Genomic DNA, 19,423 nt, shown 5'->3' on the forward strand with positions numbered 1-19,423 from the left:
CGCTTAGAAAAACTACCGGCAGCCGTATTGCGAACCACCACTTCCAATGGAATCATCTCAACTTCCCAAACTAATTGTTCGTGTTTAGACAACATTTTGATAAAATGACTGGAAATCCCCTGTTTCTTCAATTCTTGAAAAATTAGACTGGTTATTTGATTATTTAGAGCCCCTTTTCCCAAAACCGCATCTTTCTTCAATCCATTCAATGCTGTCGCCTGATCCAGATATTCTACCCGAAGTTCTTTATCTTTACCGGTTTTGAATAGTTTCTTTGCTTTTCCTTCGTAAATCAATTGTTCTTGCACCACCGAGCACCTCACTAAAGTTTGTTTTTTCACATATACATTTAAGCTCTTCTTGTTGGTTCCTATTCTAGCAATGCCAAGAAGAAGGGTCAATAAAATTATGGACATTATCTATAAACTTTCTTATCAACGTTCGTGTTTGACCCGAATATGTTCTTTAGATTCCTCAAGTTAGAATTTCCACTACCGCATAAAGCGTTTACATTTTTTTTTTTTCATGTTATAGTGTTTTTGTGAATATTGGTATCTCCAAGGAGGAATTGATTCATGGGGTCACTGACTAATCAAGCGCAACGCTTTATCGCTCATTTATCGGACACTGACAAAAAGCAGCTACACAACGAATTACTTGCCGTTCAACAAGTGTTGACAGTAAACCAAATGACATCTTTTTATTCATTCGGCCTCTTCAAAAAAAATACTCGCCCTCACTATTCAGAACACCGAAAGCGGGTACTCCAATATAAAAACGGATTAAACGAGGAATTGATCATTCATCAGATCCATCAGCAAACCTTCTTTAAACACACCTATTGCTTCCGGATCTATTTTAATATGGAAGAAATGCAAACTACTTTTTTGGATACATTGCTGAACTTGTTGAATGAAGAAAAAACCTTTTCACCTTTAAAACCACATTTTGTCAATAGTTAAACACACTCTTAAAAAACGCCTAAATTGCGTATTTAAGGGTGTTTTTTTGTTATACTATCTTTTAGAATACAAGAAAGGAAATTTTCTCTATGCTATTTTCTGATAAAAGTTTTGATGTCTTTCAAGCCGCTGGCTTAGAAGAGCGGATGCAAGCGATCCGAACAGAGATTCAACCGATTTTTCAGCAAGTTGGCGAAACGATCTGCCCTTTTTTTACCGAAGCGTTCGCTTCTCCTTATTACCTGCATGTCGCGCAGCATCGGCGACGCAGTGTCCACCCACCGGAAGAAACTTGGGCGGCCTTCGGACCCAACAAACGAGGCTACAAAATGGACGCTCATTTTCAAATTGGTATCAATCGCGAGTATGTCTTTGTCTGGTTAAGTGTGATTGATCAGCCGAAAAATCAACAGCAGATCGCTCGCTGTTGGTCAAAGCGCCCGGCATTGTTTGAAGATCTTCCACAAGATTTTGTCCTCTCTCTCGACCATACACACTATGGCTATCAACCAATCCAAGAATGGCCTGCTGCTTTGGAGCGGCTGTCTACAGTTAAAAAAAGCGAATTACAGATTGGTAGGATCTACCTCAAACAACAAATAGCTGATTTGACAATGGAGCAGCTATTAGCTGATTACCAATTATTGCTACCACTTTATCGTCATCGCGAAGAGTGACCAATACCTAATCAAGAAGGGAATTAAGAAAAATGGAACGACAACAGCGCCGCTCTCAAAAGCCAACACCGAAAAAAAATAAACCATTACTGATTATTCTTCCACTGCTTTTATTACTTGTGGTAGGCGGCTTTTTCGGCTATCGCTATTATGACAAACAGCAACGACAAAATCAGGCAGAAAAAGTCGTCCACTCTTTTATTGAGAATCTCTCAAAAAGTAAATTCGACCAATTGCCCGCATTGATCCTTTCTGACAGTGCAGAAAGAAATGGCTACACCAATGATCAAGTAGCCGAAAAATATCAAACAATTTTTAGCGGAATTGATGCCGCCAATATTAAGAGTTCCAAAATCACTTTAAGCGATGATGCAAAAGACGCAGATTACAAGTTTTCCTATCAGTTATCGCTCACGACTAGCTTGGGAGAAATCAAAGATCTGAAGTATTCTGGAACCATCAAATTTGAAAAAGATCAGCCAAAAATCGATTGGGCACCTGACTTGATTTTTCCAGACATGGCTGGACAAGACAAGGTAAGTATTTCTGTTGATGAAGCCACTCGTGGTGAAATCGTAGATCGCAACAAAACACCACTAGCTGCTAATGGGACGCTTTACCAACTTGGAGTGATTCCCGGAAAATTAGGAACTGGCGATGAAAAAGAGTCAAGAATCAAAGCGATCGCCAAAGAATTCGATTTGACCGAAAAAGCGATTCAACAAGCATTGGATCAATCTTGGGTGCAAGACGATTACTTTGTTCCTTTGAAAATCTTGGAACCCACAGCGGATCTCCCTACCGGTGCCAGCATTCAAGAAACTACTGGCAGAACCTATCCATTGGGTGAAGCCGCTGCCCAATTGATTGGCTACGTAGGAAACATTACGGCTGAAGACATTGAAAAAGATGATACTTTAGCCAGCAATGGAAAAATCGGCCGTTCCGGACTTGAAGCAACATTTGACAAAGATCTTCGAGGAAAAAACGGTGGTAAAATCGCCATTACCGATGAAAACGGTACGGAAAAAAAAGCCCTGATCGAAACCAAAAAATCCGATGGCAAAACGATTCAGCTAACGATTGACGCCAAAGCACAGAAAATCGCTTTTGATTCCCTAAAAGATCAAGCTGGGTCTACCGTTGTTACTGAACCAACTACCGGCGATCTGTTAGTTTTAGCAAGTTCACCAAGTTTTGATCCCAACAAAATGACCAATGGAATTTCGCAAAAAGACTATGATGCCTACCAAAACAACAAAGCTTTGCCCTTTATCAGCCGCTTTGCAACAGGTTACGCGCCGGGTTCAACCTTTAAGACAGTCACAGCAGCGATTGGCTTAGACAATGGGACGATCGATCCGGAAACGGTCCTTTCAATCAATGGCTTGAAATGGCAAAAAGATAGCTCTTGGGGCGATTACTTTGTGACTCGAGTCAGCGATGTGGCATCCGTTAACTTGCGTAACGCCCTTGTCTATTCGGATAATATCTATATGGCGCAACAAACATTGGCGATGGGGGAAGACAAATTCCGTGCTGGTTTGGATAAATTCATATTCGGTGAGGAATTGGACTTGCCAATTGCCATGAATCCTGCACAAATCAGCAATGACAAATCTTTCAATTCTGAGATTTTACTAGCAGACACAGGTTATGGTCAGGGAGAATTGTTGATCAATCCGATTCAACAAGCAGCCATGTACTCTATTTTTGCCAATCAGGGCACGCTGGTTTATCCACGATTACTAATAGATGCAGAAACAAAGACGAAAAAAGAGGTCATTTCGTCAGAGACGATTTCACAGATCAATGAGGATTTGAAAGCGGTGGTGACCGATGAGAACGGAACAGCCCATTCTCTAGCCACGCTTGGTTTGCCTTTAGCGGCCAAAACTGGTACTGCGGAAATCAAAGAAAAACAAGATGAAAAAGGCCAAGAAAATAGTTTCTTGTTTGCTTTCGATGCCCAAAATCAAAAGTATTTGATGGTGTCCATGCTTGAAGATCGGCAAGAAGATTCTTCTGCTACTGCGTTGGCTCCAGATCTTTTGACTTACCTTTCCGAAAATTACAACTAAACAAAATAACCTAAAAAGACACGCTGCTTCAACAAACAGCGTGCCTTTTTGGATTTCTTGACTTATTCCCCTAATCCTACCCGTGTAAAAATCGTATCCACTTGCTTCAAATGATGATGATAATCAAAGGCATCATCTAATTCTGCTTCACTCAATGTAGACATGATGGTTTCGTCAGCTTCTAACAATGGACGAAAATCTCGTTGTTCATCCCACGCTTGAGCCGTTTTCGGTTGAACAAGATCATAGGCTTGTTCCCGTGTCATGCCATGGTCGATCAGTTTCAACATGACCCGTTGACTATAAATCAAGCCAAAAGTAGCATTCATGTTGCGTTTCATATTTTCTGGAAAGACCGTCAGATTTTTGACGATGTTTCCGAAGCGATTGAGCATATAATCAAGCAAAATCGTCGTATCCGGGATAATGATCCGTTCAGCAGAAGAATGGGAGATGTCCCGTTCATGCCATAGGGAAACATTCTCATAGGCGGTTAACATATGACCGCGAATCACCCGTGCCAATCCTGCCATATTTTCCGAACCAATCGGATTGCGTTTATGCGGCATGGCAGAGGAGCCTTTTTGACCTTTCGCAAAGAATTCCTCCACTTCTCTCGTTTCTGATTTTTGCAAACCGCGAATTTCTGTCGCAAACTTTTCAATGCTGGTGGCAATCAATGCCATGGCAGCAAAATATTCGGCGTGGAGGTCTCTTGGCAACACTTGCGTCGAGATTTCTTGGGGACGAATCCCCAACTTGTTGCATACATACTCTTCAACAAATGGCGGAATATTGGCGAAGGTACCTACTGCACCGCTGATTTTTCCCGCTTCAACGCCAGCTGCTGCTCGTTCAAATCGCTCCATGTTGCGTTTCATTTCAGAGTACCACAATGCTAGTTTCAGACCAAATGTCGTTGGCTCCGCATGTACGCCATGGGTCCGCCCCATCATAACTGTATATTTGTGTTCTTTGGCTTTTTCGCCAATGATGGCTGTGAATGTTTCTAGATCTTTACGGATCAAGTCATTGGCTTGCTTCATCAAGTAGCCATAAGCGGTATCTACCACATCCGTTGAAGTCAACCCGTAATGGACCCACTTGCTTTCCTCACCAAGGGATTCAGAGACAGCCCGTGTGAATGCGACCACATCATGACGGGTCTGTGCTTCGATCTCTAAAATACGATCGATATCGAAAGTTGCTTTTTCTCTAATTTTTTGGACATCTTCTTTAGGAATCTCACCAAGTTCGGCCCATGCCTCATCGGCTAAGATTTCTACTTCTAACCATGCCTGATAACGATTTTGATCGGTCCAAATGTTGCCCATCTCTGGTCTTGTATAACGCTCTAACATGCTTTTAATCTCCTTTAATCCCAAATGTTCGTCTGATAGATTTCTTCCAACGTGTCAGATAAATCTTCAGTCAGTATTGTAATATGGCCCATTTTGCGGCCCTTCTTCGCTTCTTCTTTACCGTAATAATGGAATTGCCAGTCTGACTTATGGGCAATCAAATCATAGGTCTCAACGAGTTCATCGCCTAAAATATTCACCATAACGGCATCACTTAATAAGCTAACTTCTGCTAACGGCCAACCGCAAATGCCCCGGACATGGGCATCAAATTGACTCATCGAACAGGCTTCAATCGAGTAATGACCTGAATTATGTGGCCGAGGTGCCAATTCATTGACGTAAAGACCGCCACTTTTTGTTAGGAACAGCTCGATCGCCAAAACGCCACGTAGATCAAGAGCTTCCGCAATTACACGAGCAATCCGTTCAGCCTCTTGAGCCACATCAGAGTCAATGCGTGCCGGGGCAATTGTTTGATGCAAGATATTGTTGCGATGAACATTCTCCACCACAGGGAATGTCGTGATTTCCCGACCATTTCCTGCCACTAGGATCGAGAGTTCTTTATCGTAAGGGATCCATGCTTCTAGCTCACAGGTTCCTTCCCGCAAAAGATTCATCGAAGGGGCTAAGTCCGCCGTACTATACAATACATATTGTCCTTTGCCATCATACCCGCCACGAGTTGTTTTCAACACACAAGGATAGCCGATACTCTCGATGGCATCTTGAATATCGGTAGGACTAATAATCGTTGCATAAGGGGCGATCACAATATTATTGGCTTCTAAAAAAGATTTTTCTAACAAACGATCTTGAGTAATTGCCAGTAAATCCGTTCCTTGAGGGATATTGGCATAAGGTAAAATCGAATTCAGCGCCTCCACACTGACATTCTCAAATTCATACGTAATCACATCGGAACGCCGTGCCATTTCTTCAAGAGCAAAGACATCGTCATAAGCAGCGACAATATGCCAGTCAGCTACTTGTGCAGTCGGGCAATTGGCTGTTGGATCCAGCACACCGACACGAAACCCCATTTTTTTGGCACTCATTGCCATCATACGCCCCAATTGTCCGCCGCCAACGATTCCGATCGTTGCATTGGGCATCAAAGGTTTAATCAAGTTGATCACTACTTTCCACTACTTTTTCTTTCAACGTCTTTCTTCGTTGATCCAACTTTTCCGCTATTCCTAAATCATACATGGAAAGCATCTGAGCTGCAAGTAGTCCAGCGTTGATTGCACCAGCTTTTCCGATAGCCGTGGTGGCAACTGGAACCCCTCCAGGCATCTGTACGATGGAAAGCAGTGAATCCAAGCCATTCAATGTTCGTGATTGGACCGGCACCCCAATCACAGGCAATGTCGTTTTGGCAGCGACCATCCCCGGTAGATGAGCGGCACCCCCAGCGCCAGCAATAATGACTTTCAGTCCTTCTGCTCGTGCATTTTCGGCAAAAGAAAACATCAAATCTGGTGTCCGGTGAGCAGAGACAACCTTCTTGATATAAGGAATCTCCAGCTCCTCCAAAATCTCACAGCTGTGTTTCATCGTCTCCCAGTCAGATGTACTGCCCATAATGACTGCTACTTGTTCCATAAGACAACCTCCTTCGATTATTCATTTAAATACTAGCAAGTCGCCTCGGCAAAGTCAAAGAAAAATCGAACTATATCAAAATAAATTACTCTATCGTTCGCTTTTTATCGATTGCTTTTTAAATAAAAAAAAGCATCCTGCTCAGAATGCTTTCAGATATCAAACTTCGTTAAATTCTCCTGATTCGACTGCTTCTTTTTTGGGAAAGCCATTGAATAAAAGGTTTAAAATGATGGCCGTCATACTACTCATCACGATTCCGTTACCGGTAAACATTTGCAGGGTTTCAGGCAGACGGCTAAAGAGTGTAGGCATGATATTGAAGCCCAAGCCGAAGCCAAGAGAAATAGCGATGATCAGCAAGTTTTTATCATTTGTATAATCGACTTTCGACAACATTCTCATTCCTTGAACCGCCACCATACCAAACATCACTAACATCCCACCGCCTAGTACAGCTTCAGGGATGATTTGTGCCAGCGCGCCGACTTTCGGAAACAAACCTAAAATAATCAAAAAGATCGCAGAAAAATAAATCGGTTTACGGGTTTTGATCCCAGATAACTGAACCAGCCCCACGTTTTGAGAAAAGCCTGTATAAGGGAATGTATTGAAGATCCCGCCTAAGATCACGGCTAGCCCTTCTGCTCGATAACCTTTTTTGAGTGATTCTGCGGAAATCGGTTTTCCTGTGATATCCCCCAGTGCAAAATAGACACCCGTGGACTCCACCATACTAACGATTGAAATAATGATCATCAATAAAATCGACCAAATATCAAAGGTAGGTAATCCAAAATAAAAAGGCTGTGGCAGATGAAAGACTGGTGCGTGAGAAATCGCTGATAAATCAACTAAGCCTAAGACAGCTGCTAACAAAGTTCCCCCGATCAAACCGATCAAAACAGCAATTGATCGTAGAAATCCTTTAGCAAAAATCTGAATACCGATAATTAATGCAATCGTCACAAAGCCTAAAAGTAAATTGTCCGTTGCGCCAAAGGAAGCTGCGGCAGCATCTCCGCCACCGATTTTCGTGATGGCTACAGGAATCAACGTTAAGCCGATTACTGTGATGACAGTCCCTGTTACTAAAGGAGGAAACAAAACTTTGATTTTTGAAAAGAAACCGGAGATCAATACCACAAAAATACCTGAAGCAATAATAGCCCCATAAATGGCACCGATCCCTGATTTGGTTCCAATCAAAATCAATGGGGAAACGGCTTGGATGGCACAGCCTAAGACAACAGGTAATCCGATCCCAAAGAACCGAGTGACGGTCAATTGCAGCAATGTGGCTACCCCACACATAAAAATATCGATAGAAATCAAATAAGTCATTTGGGCTTCGTTAAATCCTAGACCAGTCCCAATCAATAACGGCACTGCCACAGCGCCGGCGTACATCGCTAATAAATGCTGTAATCCTAAAACAGCAGAACGTCCATTTTGTTCCTTCATCAAGCGTCACCCTCCAAGAAAGTTGCCTTGCCTTCAGATAAGGAAGCGATTCGAGCTAACGACACAACAGGAATCGACATTTCTTCAAGCAATGCCCGACCAGATTGGAAAGATTTTTCAATAACGATCCCGATACCAGCAACGGTTGCCCCTGCTTGCTGACACAATTCGATCAATCCTTTTGCCGCTTGGCCATTTGCTAAAAAGTCGTCAATGATCAATACATTGTCTTCCGCAGATAAAAATTTTCGAGAAATCGATACTTGACTCGTGACTTGCTTGGTAAAGGAATATACCGAAGCGGTCAATAATTCTTCATCCATCGTCAAGCTTTTGGCTTTACGGGCAAAGATCATTGGCACACCGAGGGTTTGCGCCGTAAACATCGCTGGTGCAATCCCTGAAGCCTCGATGGTGACAACTTTAGTGATATGCTCTGCTTGAAATCGTTTGGCGAATGTCATGCCGATTTCCTGCATCAATTCTGGATCCACTTGGTGAGTTAAAAAACTATCAACTTTCAGAACGCCATCACCTAAAACATTCCCATCTTTTTCGATCCGTTCGATCAACTTTTTCATCCTGTACCTCTTTCCTTTCCATTTAGGCCTATCGACAAAAAACACCTTTTTTGCTAAAGCAAAAAAGGTGCATCAACGGCACTTTTCTTACTTATAGTCCGATATTTACGGTATCGGGTAGAGACTGTCGACCATATTACGACGATATACAAGTGAATTTTTTATGAATGATAGGTTCGATTATGCCGAAAATTAATTAAAAAGGCAAGCTTAGAAAGCTCTTCCAAAATAAGAAAATTCTCATTTACTGGTTTAGGAATCACTCGTCCGCTTTTTCTATTTCGCGATAGTGCTGCATCTTTTTACTAAACAGCTCACCGTTGGAAGGAGGCGTATAGGTGATCGCATTGGCACCGGCTTCGATGGTCTCTATGATGCTTTCATCCGTTGGCCCCCCAGTAGCGATGATCGGCAACTCAGGGTAGCGTTCACGAAAATAGGCGACCGTCTCAGCTGTTTTTTTGCCAGCACTGATATTGATCACTTTTACACCTAATTTCAATTTCTCATCGATTTTAGTATATTTGCTGGTTACGGTACTGACCACCGGAATATCGATGACCTTACATACCTGCTCCACCGTTTTCAATGGTGTCGGGCCATTCAGCACGACACCGATGGATCCTTGCGCTTCTGCAAACATACTCATATAAGAAGAACGGAAACCTTGTGTCAAGCCGCCGCCTACCCCTGAAAATACGGGGATATCAGCTGCTTCGATAATTGCTTTCGTAATTGCTGGGTGCGGGGTGAAAGGATAGACAGCAATCACCGCATCCGCATTGGTGTTGCGAATGATCGCGATATCTGTGGTAAAAATGATTGAGCGGATTTGTTTGCCAAAAATTTGGATCCCGCTGGCTTGTCTGATCACTTTAGGAACTTTCACGATATCTTTTCGCAGTTCCGTTGTGATCTTTGGCATGTATTTTTCTTCCATAAGCACCCACTTCTTTCCGTCTATTGGTCGTATTGATTTAAATGATAGGTTTCGATCACTCGAATGATCTTGTCCGCATAATCGGGGTCTGTGGCATAGCCAGCCTCTTGTAATGCTTTGGCAGCTGTTTTGTAGTCGGTTGCCGACAAGACATTCACGTACAGCGCGGGATTCCAGTCTACTCCATTAACAAAGAGCATCGTATGGTCATCCATAGACTCTTCCCAGGAGTCATAAACGCGAAAATCCCCTTGAATCGTCACCCATTGTTCATTATAAAACTCTTGGGTGTCCAATGTCACTTTTTTACTATGACCAAATGCTTTGATGCCAAAAAGATTATTGTATTCACTTGCTAAAGTGCTTTTACCCCAGTCAGACTCCAAGATGGCTTGGCCTAAAATAATGCTAGGTAAAATTCCGTAGCCAGCTTGCAGCTCCTTCGCATGAGGCGCGATGCGATCAATAAACTCCTGCTGGGTCATTTCCTCACTTGTATCCTCTTGTTTGGGCAGCGGGTCAGCTAAACTCTTCATTGAAAAAATAAAAGCAAGTCCAATCAGGAGGATGCCCAAAAAGACAAAAGGCAATCGAGTATTGTTTTTTTTGCGTCGTTTACTCATTTTCTCTCTCCTGTTCTTTTACTTGCTCTAGAAATTCTTCCAGAGTCAGTTGATGTTTTTCGATATATGTAGCAGTTTCAACCCCAACATAGCGTAGATGCCAAGGTTCATAATCAATCTTGGTAATGGCCTGTTTTCCTTCGGGATAACGAATGATAAATCCATATTCCCGAGCGTGTTCTTGCAGCCATTTGCCGCCATCCGTCTCACCAAATTGATGATCTAATACGGTGTCCGGATACGAATTGTACCATTGTCGATCCACTACATCCAATGCTAGGCCCGTATGGTGTTCGCTGTAACCGGGTTCTGTCATGGTCCGCTTCGTTGTTTCGATGGCCTTTTCTTTGCTTTGTCCTTGATTCATCAGCATCGTGACATTCTGATCAAAAACAGCCTTTTGCGAAGCAATCGAACGAAAAGCAGAGATCATCACTAATGGATGACCCGCTTTTTCAGCGGCGGCTTTAAGTTTTTCATAGTCCGAAACGATTCGCTTGTCCACAAGATACCCGTTTGAAAGTTTGGCCAATCCCCCCGTCTCGATTTCGGATCCTTTATTCAAAGGGCCAACTAAAACCAGTGACCAATCCTCGGCGGTTACCTTAGGAAAATCCTTGATCTTGTGGGTAATTTGTTTTGGCTTGTTACTATGACTTGATCCTTCTGTTTGACTGCTTGTGGTTTCAGTCTTGGCGATTGTTTTACTAGTTTTTGTATTTATTGCGCTTTCTGCATGTTCCTGCTGCAAAGCGACTGCCAAAGTTATAAGCAGAAAGCCTGCAGCAGCAATGATCCCAAAATATTTATTCAAAAAAACCCTACCTTTAATTATATGTTTCTTCTAAATTCTCTTTGACCCAGGCCAACAACTCAATTTTTTCATTCTTGATTTGTTGTTGGACAAAAGCTGGCAGACGAAAATTTAAAATGTCGTCGTAGCCCCATTCATCATACGTAATGCTGACTCTTAAATCAAGGTATTGGGTACTTTCTTCAGATTGTGTTAATAATTCTACTTTTGCCAAATCATTAGCTAGCCATGTACGGGCAATCTGGGTCTTCATTTTCTTGAATTCAGCCACTGCGCTGGTTCTCTTTTCAGGATAGATCACTGTTTGACGAACGATTTTTTGAATCAGCATCCATTCGTAGTCAGAGAATAGCAATTTGATTTTCTGATTTTCCGCAGGAGACAGACTGGCTGTGCCGTTTTTCCAAGCCTCCCACTGTTCTTGATTGATTCCAAGCTGTGTTTCATAAAAACGAGCTTCTGTTGAATATTGCTCAATCACTGTACTTAAAATAATTGCAATAGACACGTTATGCATCCTACATCCCTCCTATTTCTATTTTACTGAAAGCTGGGCATAAATGGAACTTTTAACTTTGGCTTTGCAATATTTTTAAGATTCACAGAGATTTGCTATACTAAAGACGAAGGAGATGATCGAAAATGAACACCTATCGTTGGGGCATGATTGGCCTCGGAGATATCGCCACCCATTTTGCTGCTGGGTTTGCTAGCGATGCTAGCGAATTGTATGGAGTCAGCGCCCGTCGTTACCCAAAAGTTCAAGCATTTGCCAAACGTTTTTCGATTCCTCAGGCTTATGAATCCCCCGAGGCAATGTTGGCGGATCCCAAGATCGACATCGTCTATATTGCCGTCCCTAATCATATTCACTATCACTATATCATGGCCGCATTGCAAGCTGGAAAACACGTTCTCTGCGAAAAAGCGATCACTACAAGTAAAGATGAACTGGCTGACGCTCTGGCTTTAGCTAAAGAAAAAGAATTGATTTTAGAAGAAGCGATGACCATCTTCAACTTGCCCCTTTATCAGCAACTAAAAGAAATCATTGCTTCTGGTAAATTAGGAAAATTGAAAATGATCCAAGCGCCCTTTGGTAGTTACAAAGAACCTGATCCTGAAAACCGCTTTTTCAATCCTGATTTAGGCGGTGGTGCCTTATTGGATATTGGCACCTACGCTGTCTCTTTTGCCCGCTTTTTCATGAGTGAGGCACCCGAGGTTATATTCAGCAGCATGAAGCCTTTCGAGACCGGCGTAGATGAACAATCCGTGACGATTTTACGTAATCGTGCCGATGAGATGGCCAGTGTGACTTTGACTTTTCAAGCAACAATGCCCCAAACAGGAATCGTAGCTTTTGAAGAGGGCTATATTACAATTGATGACTATAATCGAGGGGACAAAGCGACAATCCACTACCGTGATGGCTCCCATGAGTTCATTGAAACTGGAGATACCAGCCAATCCTTAAATTATGAAGTCGCTAATATGATCAAAACCATCGAGGGTACCTCAACAGGTTCAATCCAGCTAACCAGTGATGTCATTGATGTCTTAGACCAGATGCAGCACTTTTGGCGGCAAGCAAACTAAAAAGAAACGACTGCTTAAGGCGATGCTTCCCTTGGCAGTCGTTTTTTTCTTAGCGGTACCTTTCCGCAAATTCGGCTTTGATTTCAATAAATCGTTTAAAGGACTGCAAAAATTGAAAGAGTTGCGCCCGATTTTCAAATTCTTCCCTTGACCGAGGTAAAGGCTTTTGTCGATAATCTTGATACAATTCTTCGATCCTTGCTAGAAGCTCCTCCCCGTCATTTGTTTCATCAAGTGTTTCTGCTGTATACAACAACAGAGCCCGAAATTTTTCCGTGTAAACTTCTTCCACCCAAATGACACGCAACAAATCAATCATTTCCGTTAGCAGACGAACCTGTGCGCGACGCATCGAAAAGTAGGCTTCGTAATAGCTGTTTTTCTGATTCCATTGGTTTTCTTGGTGAAGACGAGCTTTTTCTTGCCCTAAACGAATCTTTGTCAGCAATTCCTGACATTGCCCTTGCAAGGTCAATCGGGAAGGCTGGTTCAAATGTTCAGACATATCTTTTAAAAGTCTTTTAAAAGTCTTTTCCGTTTCCTGTTGCAACTTTTTGAGTTCTTTTTCTCCATCCGGCATATACAGATTAAAGACTAATGCGAATCCCACGCCCAAAATCATCAGCAAGAATTCATTGACGATCAAGCGCCAAGCAAAGGAAGCTTCCATTAAATAATGGGTTACTAGCACAGAGTTGACCACGATGCCATCGGTCAAAGAAAAACGGACAGCCATAGGGATGAACAAAAACAAAAAGAGCACAAAACCTAGTGGATGGTACCCCACCAACGTAAAGCTGATAAACGCCAAAAAGGTAGCCAGTGCCAATGAGACCAAGCGGCCAATCCCTGTATAAAGGGATGTTTTCTTTGTGTTGCCGACGCTCAAAATCGCAATGATCCCGGCAGCCGGCGCATATAATAACCCAATCGCCTGAGCTACTGCCATCGATAATCCCGACGCAATCGCGGTCTTGACTGTTCTCATACCAATTTTCATTCTGCACCTCCTTTCAAAGTATACTAAACAAAAAGGGATTTCACTAGAATTTATCGGTTAGTTTGGTTATGATTAAAGGAAAGGAGGAGAAGGATCATGCAATTTGGCCGCTTTCGATTAGGCATGCGAACGATAAAAACTGCACTGGCTGTCATGCTGTGTATCTTACTGTTTCGATTTTTGAATCGGGGACAGCCCTTGATCGCCGCCCTTTCCGCCGTTTTCTCATTACGACAAGATTTGACAACTACTCTTTCTTTTGGAAAGTCCCGTGTCTTAGGAAATTCGATTGGCGGTGCTACCGCCATCCTCTATTTCTTCCTAAAGCAGTATTTCCATAACGATTTTTTAATTGAATTACTGGTGTTGCCCGCTTTAGTCGCTTTTATTATCGTCCTTTCAGACGGCATCAATAACAATTCCGGTATTATTTCCGGTATTGCTACGATGCTGTTGATCACCCTCAGTGTTCCTCAAGGGGAATCGTTTATTTTTGCATTAGATCGTGTGTTGGACACGTTCATTGGAACATTGATCGCCATCTTCATCAACTTTGTTTTAAGACCTCCTGAAAAAGAAAAACAAGAAGAAATCAAAGAAGATCTCGTTGTGCTGCAGGAAAAAGAATCCGAATTAAAACATCTGCTGGAAGATGTACAAGAAGAAATCTCGAAACAGCAAGCCCCAAAATAGTCGTACTTCACAATGGCTTCTGATAGTCTTCACTAGTTGAAATGCGTGGGACTTCCCATGGTAATTGTTACTTTAAAAAAGAGTTCGTTTAAGCGGATGCCACGTCTTTGACCAAGGCAAGACTTTTAAACGTTTTTGCAAAAAAACACAGACCGCCGAAAGGTGATCTGTGTTTTTTCGTTAAGCTTCGTATCGGCAAACACCATCTAAATAGGTCGCCTGTAAATTCATTTCAGGGTCTAAAACGATGAAATCAGCTGCCCGACCTTTTTTGATCATGCCGCATTTGTCATCGATTTTACAGCTGATTGCTGGCACAAGACTCGCCATCATGATGGCTTCTTGTGGGGTTGCGATCTCCCATTCAACGACATTTTTGATTGCTTCTTTTAATTTTAAAATACTTCCAGCTAAATTGCCTTCTTTTAGACGGGCTGTGCCATCTTTTACAACGACAGGAAACTCGCCAAGAATATAATCACCATCCGGCATACCGCCAGCCATCATACAGTCAGTGATCAAAGCAACATGGTCATGGCCGGCTTTGTCCATTAGGATTTCCGCTGCTTGCGGATGCACATGATGACCATCGCAAATCAATTCGGAAAAGACTTCTTTTAAGGAAAGTAAAGCCCCGACCATCCCCGGTTCACGGTGATTCAATCCTCTCATGCCGTTATAGGCATGAACAAACACACTCGCCCCTGCTTCAACAGCAGCTTCAGCTTCCTGTAAAGTCCCATTGCTATGACCTAGTGCAACCACGACACCTTCTTCTGTTACTTGGGAAACAAAATCAGCAACCCCTTGTCGCTCTGGTGCTAAGGCAATTTTCTTGATGATGCCCCCAGAAGCTTCTTGCCATTCATGGAAGGTATCAATGTCTGGATCACCAAAGTAGATAGGGTTTTGGGCTCCTTTGTGTTCTTCCGTAAAGAAAGGTCCTTCAAAATAGATTCCTTGGATTTTCGCACCAGTTACAGAATCTTTGACTTGTCCGACGGTTTCGGCTACATCTCTTAGACGTTCTTTGCTGGAAGTTAATGTCGTGGGCAAGAAAGAAGTTACACCACAAGACAATAATCCTTCTGACATCGCTTTGATTCCTTCTGCATCATTGTCCATGACATCGTGGTTCATGAAACCATGGATATGGGTATCAACCAGTCCTGGTGCTATCCATTGGCCAGAGTAATCCTTTATTTCCGCATTTTCAGGCACTTCATTGACAATGTCGCCAAATTTGCCATCAATGATTTCTAAGTAACCTGCCCCATGCACAGCTGACTTCAAAAAGAATTTGTCCGCATAAATGTATGTTTTCATCTTGATCGCTCCTTATTTCTTTTCTTCCTTAAAATTACTCTTATTTGGGTAAGAAGTCAAGAAAGGTCTACACCATTTCTAGAAGATTTCCGAATATTGACCACTGCTTGGTAGAGTGCGAAACTTTCATCGGCTGCTTGCTGGTTGTCCAATGACTCGAAAACATGCCCTTTCAACTCAAATAATTCTTCTAAAAAATAGAAACTGTTTTTTTCCCTTGCAAGATCAATGCCCTCTTCGATAATTTGCAATGCGGCAGTAAATTCCTTCTGTTTTGCCAAAAAAATAGCATAATTATAGAACACCTTCGCGAGGGTCGTGATCATTCGTTCTGCTGGCAAAATATGCAGCCCATGGTAACTTTTTTCCAAATAAAACCGCGCTTCTTCCAGTTGCTGCATATCGCTATAGACGCGACCCATACAGCTTAGCAGGCGAATCTCCATGACAGAAATATTGGTTTTATCTTGCTGATACGAATAGGACAATCCTTTTTTAAGGTCTTCCAAAGCAGTTTCATAATCTTGAAATAAAAAGTATTCGCAACTGCCAAGATAATAGTAATACATTTGCATATCTGCATCTAGATAGAGATAGTCCATAATTGATTTATCTTGCAGCTTGGTCAATAACTCTTGGTATTCTTTATGAACAAAATGGTTTTCCATTTGTGCGAATACTTGGTTGGTACGATTGATCTCCTCTGAATGGAGCATCATTACTTGATCCAATGTAACACCTAGCCGCTGGCAGATTTGGTGCATGACTAATACATTTGGCAACTCTTCATTGTTTTCGATCCGACTCAGTACACTTTGCGAACAAATATCTTCTGCCAGCATCTTTTGTGTCATCTTACGCTTTTTACGAAACGTACGAATGATTTGTCCAAAGGATTCTTGTGAATTTGCCATGAGTTCCCTCCAACTTTCCCGACTTAAAAAATGCGAATTCGCATTTTTAATTTTCTTTATTTTAGCACATAATAGCAAAAAGGAAAGCAATTCCAACAATATGTTGGTATTTTTTAACATTTTAAAACGAGGTGATTCTATGACGATCAACAGCACCGTCACCTTCACTTGGGAAGGCAAAGTTTATGCCGGCAAGATCGAACGGGAATATGAAAATTCCGTTCTTGTGCAAGTGACAGACCCCAGCGAAGAAATGCTGGAAAAATTCAATGATCGAATGATCATCAGTAAAAAACAATGTCAGCAGACTGCTGAGTAAAGCATATGCCACAAAGTACATTGACTCAGAGAGACTCGATCAATCAAAAAAACATCGGTTCCTGCTCCTCCAAAAACCTATTTGCAAGGTTTCGGGAAAAGAGCGAACCGGTGTTTTTTGCGCTGCATCGTCTCACTTGTTTTTGTTATGACTTATTTCTACTTTTGTTGATAGGTCGCTAAAAATTCTCGCATCTTCTCTGTTGTTGCTTTCAAGTCGTCCATATTCGGCAAGTAAACGATCCGGAAATGATCTGGTTCTTGCCAATTAAATCCGCCTCCGTGCACTAATAACACGTGGTGCTTATGCAAGAAATCCAAGACAAATTGTTCATCATTGGTAATATTGAAACGCTTGGCATCAATTTTAGGAAAAATATAAAATGCCGCTTTAGGTTTCACAGCTGACAATCCTGGAATATCATTCAACGCTTGATAGATATATTCTCGTTGCTCATAGATCCTTCCTCCCGGAAGCAAGAGTTCATCAGAACTTTGATACCCCCCTAATGCCGTTTGAATAATTTGCTGAGAAAGAACGTTGGAACAAAGGCGCATCGAGGAAAGCATATTTAAGCCCTCAATATAATCTTTAACGTTTCTCTTATCCCCGCTGAGAACCATCCAGCCAACACGGAATCCGGCTACACGATGTGATTTAGACAATCCACCTAGGGTCACAACGAAACGGTCCGGAGCTAATGTAGCGATTGGCACATGAACATAGTCATCCATTACTAAGCGATCATAGATTTCATCAGAAAAGATGATCAAATCATGCTCGCGAGCCACATCAACGATTTGTTGCAATACTTCTTTGGGATAAACAGCCCCTGTAGGATTATTGGGATTGATAATCACGATGGCTTTCGTTTTACTAGTGATTTTTGAACGAATATCTTCAATGTCTGGATTCCAGTCGGATTGCTCATCGCAAATGTAATGGACTGGCTTTCCACCGGCTAAGGAGATGGATGCGGTCCATAGAGGGTAATCCGGCATTGGTACTAACACTTCGTCGCCGTTATTGCACAATCCTTGCATACACATCGTAATCAATTCCGACACGCCATTTCCTGTATAAATATCATTGATGGTCACGTTCGGAAATTTTTGTAGTTGATAATATTGCTCAATGGCTTTGCGGGCGGAAAAGATCCCTTTAGAATCAGAGTAACCCTCAGACTCCCGCACATTCATGATCAAGTCCCGGACAATCTCATTTGGGGCTTCAAAACCAAATGGAGCCGGATTCCCGGTATTAAGCTTCAAGATGCTAATGCCTTCTTCTTGCATCCGTTCTGCTTCTTCTAGAACTGGTCCTCGGACATCATAACTTACGCCTTCTAGCTTTGATGACTTTTCAAATTTTCTCATTCGAATTCTCCTTTGACAGTAGAATCAATGCAAATTACCTTGGTTCTAATGATATTCTTTTTTTAAAAGATTGCATTTATTATAGCAAAAAGTTAGAAAAAAAACTGGTCAAATTGACAGAACTTTACGACTTTTAAAAAAAGTCTCCACTAAAAGAAAAAGAACGAACGCGATTTTACCTTCTGCGTTCATTCTTCTTTGTTTTATCCCTTCTCTGGAAAATATTGCAAATAACGCTCCGCTAAGGCTAAATGGCCAATGGAAAATTCCGTAAAACCGGCTTCCATAAAGCGTTGCGGCAGTTTAGGATCAGTGAGTTCAATAAGATAGAGCTGTTCTTGAAGATCAATGGTCAATGTCGTTAACTCTGGAAAAGAAACCAAAAATTCCGAATTCCGAACTTTTAAATAGAGCGGCTCCGCTGCTAACGATTTTCTTCCCAGATACTCGTGGATGATTTTCCCTTCTTTCAAAAATAGGACGCGATCTGCATAACTATCCAAATTAGTCAAAATATGCGAAGCAATCAAGATTGCTTTCTCCTGTCCTCGCAATCCTTTTAAGACCTTTGAAATCAACTCAACATTGGTTGGATCCAGACCATTCATCACTTCATCCATCAACATATAAGGAGTGTCCGTCACGATCTGCATCGCAAAACACAATCGCTGCCGCATCCCCAACGAATAGGTCCCCACCGGTCGCTTGATATAGTCGGTCATTCGCAATTGATTGATGGTCTGATCAATCAACGCTTCCTCCGATTGCCACATTCGTTGATAAAGCTTTAAATGTTCCAATCCGCTGAGATCATTATACAAATCATTTTGATCAGGGAAAAAGGAAATTTTTTGATGGGCAGCCATCTCTGATTTTTTTGAGGTATAAAGCAGCGTTTGATCCAGAAAAATCTCGCCACTAGTAGGCTGAACAAAATTCATCAGCACATTGAGCAATGTTGATTTACCAGTACCATTGGGGGCAACTAAACCAACGATTTCCCCAGGACGGAGAGTCAATGATAAATCATCTAAAATTTTCTTCTTAAATGTCACTGTCACCTGTTTCATTTCTAACATTTC

The 19,423-nt window shown here is 42.0% G+C and carries 21 protein-coding genes and 1 riboswitch; of the genes, 6 read left to right on the forward strand and 15 right to left on the reverse strand.

Annotation, left to right across the window (positions count from 1 at the left end; genetic code table 11):
* The coding region (locus tag Q0A12_RS07835; RefSeq protein ID WP_291292097.1) for a phosphoribosylaminoimidazolesuccinocarboxamide synthase at positions 1-311 on the reverse strand (311 nt) is incomplete at its 3' end.
* Between the two features lie 264 nt (positions 312-575).
* Here Q0A12_RS07835 and Q0A12_RS07840 point away from each other — a divergent pair.
* The 3 genes from Q0A12_RS07840 (at position 576) to Q0A12_RS07850 (ending at position 3,720) form a co-directional block, all read left to right on the forward strand.
* The gene (locus tag Q0A12_RS07840; RefSeq protein WP_291292098.1) at positions 576-962 is read left to right on the forward strand and encodes a hypothetical protein; all 387 of its coding nucleotides are present in this window, start codon (positions 576-578) and stop codon (positions 960-962) included.
* Between the two features lie 89 nt (positions 963-1,051).
* Positions 1,052-1,639: a DUF1054 domain-containing protein gene (locus Q0A12_RS07845; RefSeq protein WP_291292099.1), complete on the forward strand. Its 588-nt coding sequence runs from the start codon at positions 1,052-1,054 to the stop codon at positions 1,637-1,639.
* 32 nt (positions 1,640-1,671) lie between these two features.
* The gene (locus Q0A12_RS07850) at positions 1,672-3,720 is read left to right on the forward strand and encodes a penicillin-binding transpeptidase domain-containing protein (protein WP_291292100.1); all 2,049 of its coding nucleotides are present in this window, start codon (positions 1,672-1,674) and stop codon (positions 3,718-3,720) included.
* A 62-nt stretch (positions 3,721-3,782) separates the two neighbouring features.
* Here the strand turns inward: Q0A12_RS07850 and purB are convergent, their stop codons facing one another.
* The 9 genes from purB to Q0A12_RS07895 form a co-directional block, all read right to left on the reverse strand.
* Positions 3,783-5,081: an adenylosuccinate lyase gene (gene purB / locus Q0A12_RS07855; protein WP_291292101.1), complete on the reverse strand. Its 1,299-nt coding sequence runs from the start codon at positions 5,079-5,081 to the stop codon at positions 3,783-3,785.
* Positions 5,082-5,095: 14 nt separating this feature from the next.
* The gene (gene purK, locus Q0A12_RS07860) at positions 5,096-6,214 is read right to left on the reverse strand and encodes a 5-(carboxyamino)imidazole ribonucleotide synthase (RefSeq protein ID WP_291292150.1); all 1,119 of its coding nucleotides are present in this window, start codon (positions 6,212-6,214) and stop codon (positions 5,096-5,098) included.
* Entirely contained in the window at positions 6,207-6,692 is a 486-nt protein-coding gene (gene purE / locus Q0A12_RS07865) for a 5-(carboxyamino)imidazole ribonucleotide mutase (RefSeq protein ID WP_291292102.1), read from the reverse strand. Before purE ends, purK begins: the two co-directional genes overlap by 8 nt.
* 159 nt (positions 6,693-6,851) lie before the next feature.
* Positions 6,852-8,156, reverse strand: coding sequence for a nucleobase:cation symporter-2 family protein (locus Q0A12_RS07870; protein ID WP_291292103.1), 1,305 nt, complete (start codon positions 8,154-8,156; stop codon positions 6,852-6,854).
* On the reverse strand, positions 8,156-8,737 hold the full coding sequence (locus Q0A12_RS07875; protein WP_291292104.1) for a xanthine phosphoribosyltransferase: 582 nt from the start codon (positions 8,735-8,737) through the stop codon (positions 8,156-8,158). Before Q0A12_RS07875 ends, Q0A12_RS07870 begins: the two co-directional genes overlap by 1 nt.
* A gap of 74 nt (positions 8,738-8,811) precedes the next feature.
* Positions 8,812-8,909, reverse strand: a riboswitch (purine riboswitch).
* Between the two features lie 87 nt (positions 8,910-8,996).
* The gene (locus Q0A12_RS07880) at positions 8,997-9,677 is read right to left on the reverse strand and encodes a hydrolase (protein ID WP_291292105.1); all 681 of its coding nucleotides are present in this window, start codon (positions 9,675-9,677) and stop codon (positions 8,997-8,999) included.
* Between the two features lie 20 nt (positions 9,678-9,697).
* Positions 9,698-10,300, reverse strand: a complete 603-nt coding sequence (locus Q0A12_RS07885) for a glycoside hydrolase family 73 protein (protein WP_291292106.1) — start codon at positions 10,298-10,300, stop codon at positions 9,698-9,700.
* A complete protein-coding gene (locus Q0A12_RS07890) occupies positions 10,293-11,114 on the reverse strand; it encodes a M15 family metallopeptidase (RefSeq protein WP_291292107.1) in 822 nt (273 codons plus the stop codon). Before Q0A12_RS07890 ends, Q0A12_RS07885 begins: the two co-directional genes overlap by 8 nt.
* Before the next feature lie 13 nt (positions 11,115-11,127).
* Complete coding sequence (locus tag Q0A12_RS07895; protein WP_291292108.1) at positions 11,128-11,631, reverse strand: hypothetical protein; 504 nt, start codon at positions 11,629-11,631, stop codon at positions 11,128-11,130.
* Positions 11,632-11,756: 125 nt separating this feature from the next.
* On the opposite strand from Q0A12_RS07895, the gene Q0A12_RS07900 reads away from it, so the two are divergent.
* Positions 11,757-12,713 (forward strand): Gfo/Idh/MocA family oxidoreductase, encoded by a 957-nt coding sequence (locus Q0A12_RS07900; RefSeq protein WP_291292109.1) that lies wholly within the window; start codon positions 11,757-11,759, stop codon positions 12,711-12,713.
* Between the two features lie 49 nt (positions 12,714-12,762).
* Here Q0A12_RS07900 and Q0A12_RS07905 read toward each other — a convergent pair whose 3' ends face one another.
* On the reverse strand, positions 12,763-13,713 hold the full coding sequence (locus Q0A12_RS07905) for an aromatic acid exporter family protein (RefSeq protein WP_291292110.1): 951 nt from the start codon (positions 13,711-13,713) through the stop codon (positions 12,763-12,765).
* A 96-nt stretch (positions 13,714-13,809) separates the two neighbouring features.
* Between Q0A12_RS07905 and Q0A12_RS07910 the strand changes: the two genes are divergently transcribed.
* Positions 13,810-14,406 carry an aromatic acid exporter family protein gene (locus Q0A12_RS07910; protein WP_291292111.1) on the forward strand — a complete coding sequence of 199 codons (597 nt, stop codon included), beginning with the start codon at positions 13,810-13,812 and terminating at the stop codon, positions 14,404-14,406.
* A 180-nt stretch (positions 14,407-14,586) separates the two neighbouring features.
* Here the strand turns inward: Q0A12_RS07910 and nagA are convergent, their stop codons facing one another.
* On the reverse strand, positions 14,587-15,732 hold the full coding sequence (gene nagA, locus Q0A12_RS07915) for an N-acetylglucosamine-6-phosphate deacetylase (protein WP_291292112.1): 1,146 nt from the start codon (positions 15,730-15,732) through the stop codon (positions 14,587-14,589).
* Positions 15,733-15,788: 56 nt separating this feature from the next.
* Positions 15,789-16,646, reverse strand: a complete 858-nt coding sequence (locus tag Q0A12_RS07920; RefSeq protein WP_291292113.1) for a helix-turn-helix transcriptional regulator — start codon at positions 16,644-16,646, stop codon at positions 15,789-15,791.
* 139 nt (positions 16,647-16,785) lie between these two features.
* Between Q0A12_RS07920 and Q0A12_RS07925 the strand changes: the two genes are divergently transcribed.
* Positions 16,786-16,965: a DUF2187 domain-containing protein gene (locus Q0A12_RS07925; protein WP_291292114.1), complete on the forward strand. Its 180-nt coding sequence runs from the start codon at positions 16,786-16,788 to the stop codon at positions 16,963-16,965.
* A 158-nt stretch (positions 16,966-17,123) separates the two neighbouring features.
* Here the strand turns inward: Q0A12_RS07925 and Q0A12_RS07930 are convergent, their stop codons facing one another.
* On the reverse strand, positions 17,124-18,341 hold the full coding sequence (locus Q0A12_RS07930; RefSeq protein ID WP_291292115.1) for a pyridoxal phosphate-dependent aminotransferase: 1,218 nt from the start codon (positions 18,339-18,341) through the stop codon (positions 17,124-17,126).
* A 203-nt stretch (positions 18,342-18,544) separates the two neighbouring features.
* Positions 18,545-19,420, reverse strand: a complete 876-nt coding sequence (locus Q0A12_RS07935; RefSeq protein WP_291292116.1) for an ABC transporter ATP-binding protein — start codon at positions 19,418-19,420, stop codon at positions 18,545-18,547.
* Positions 19,421-19,423 lie beyond the last annotated feature (3 nt).

The sequence above is a fragment of the Enterococcus sp. genome (assembly GCF_022711995.1).
Lineage (GTDB): Bacteria > Bacillota > Bacilli > Lactobacillales > Enterococcaceae > Enterococcus_D.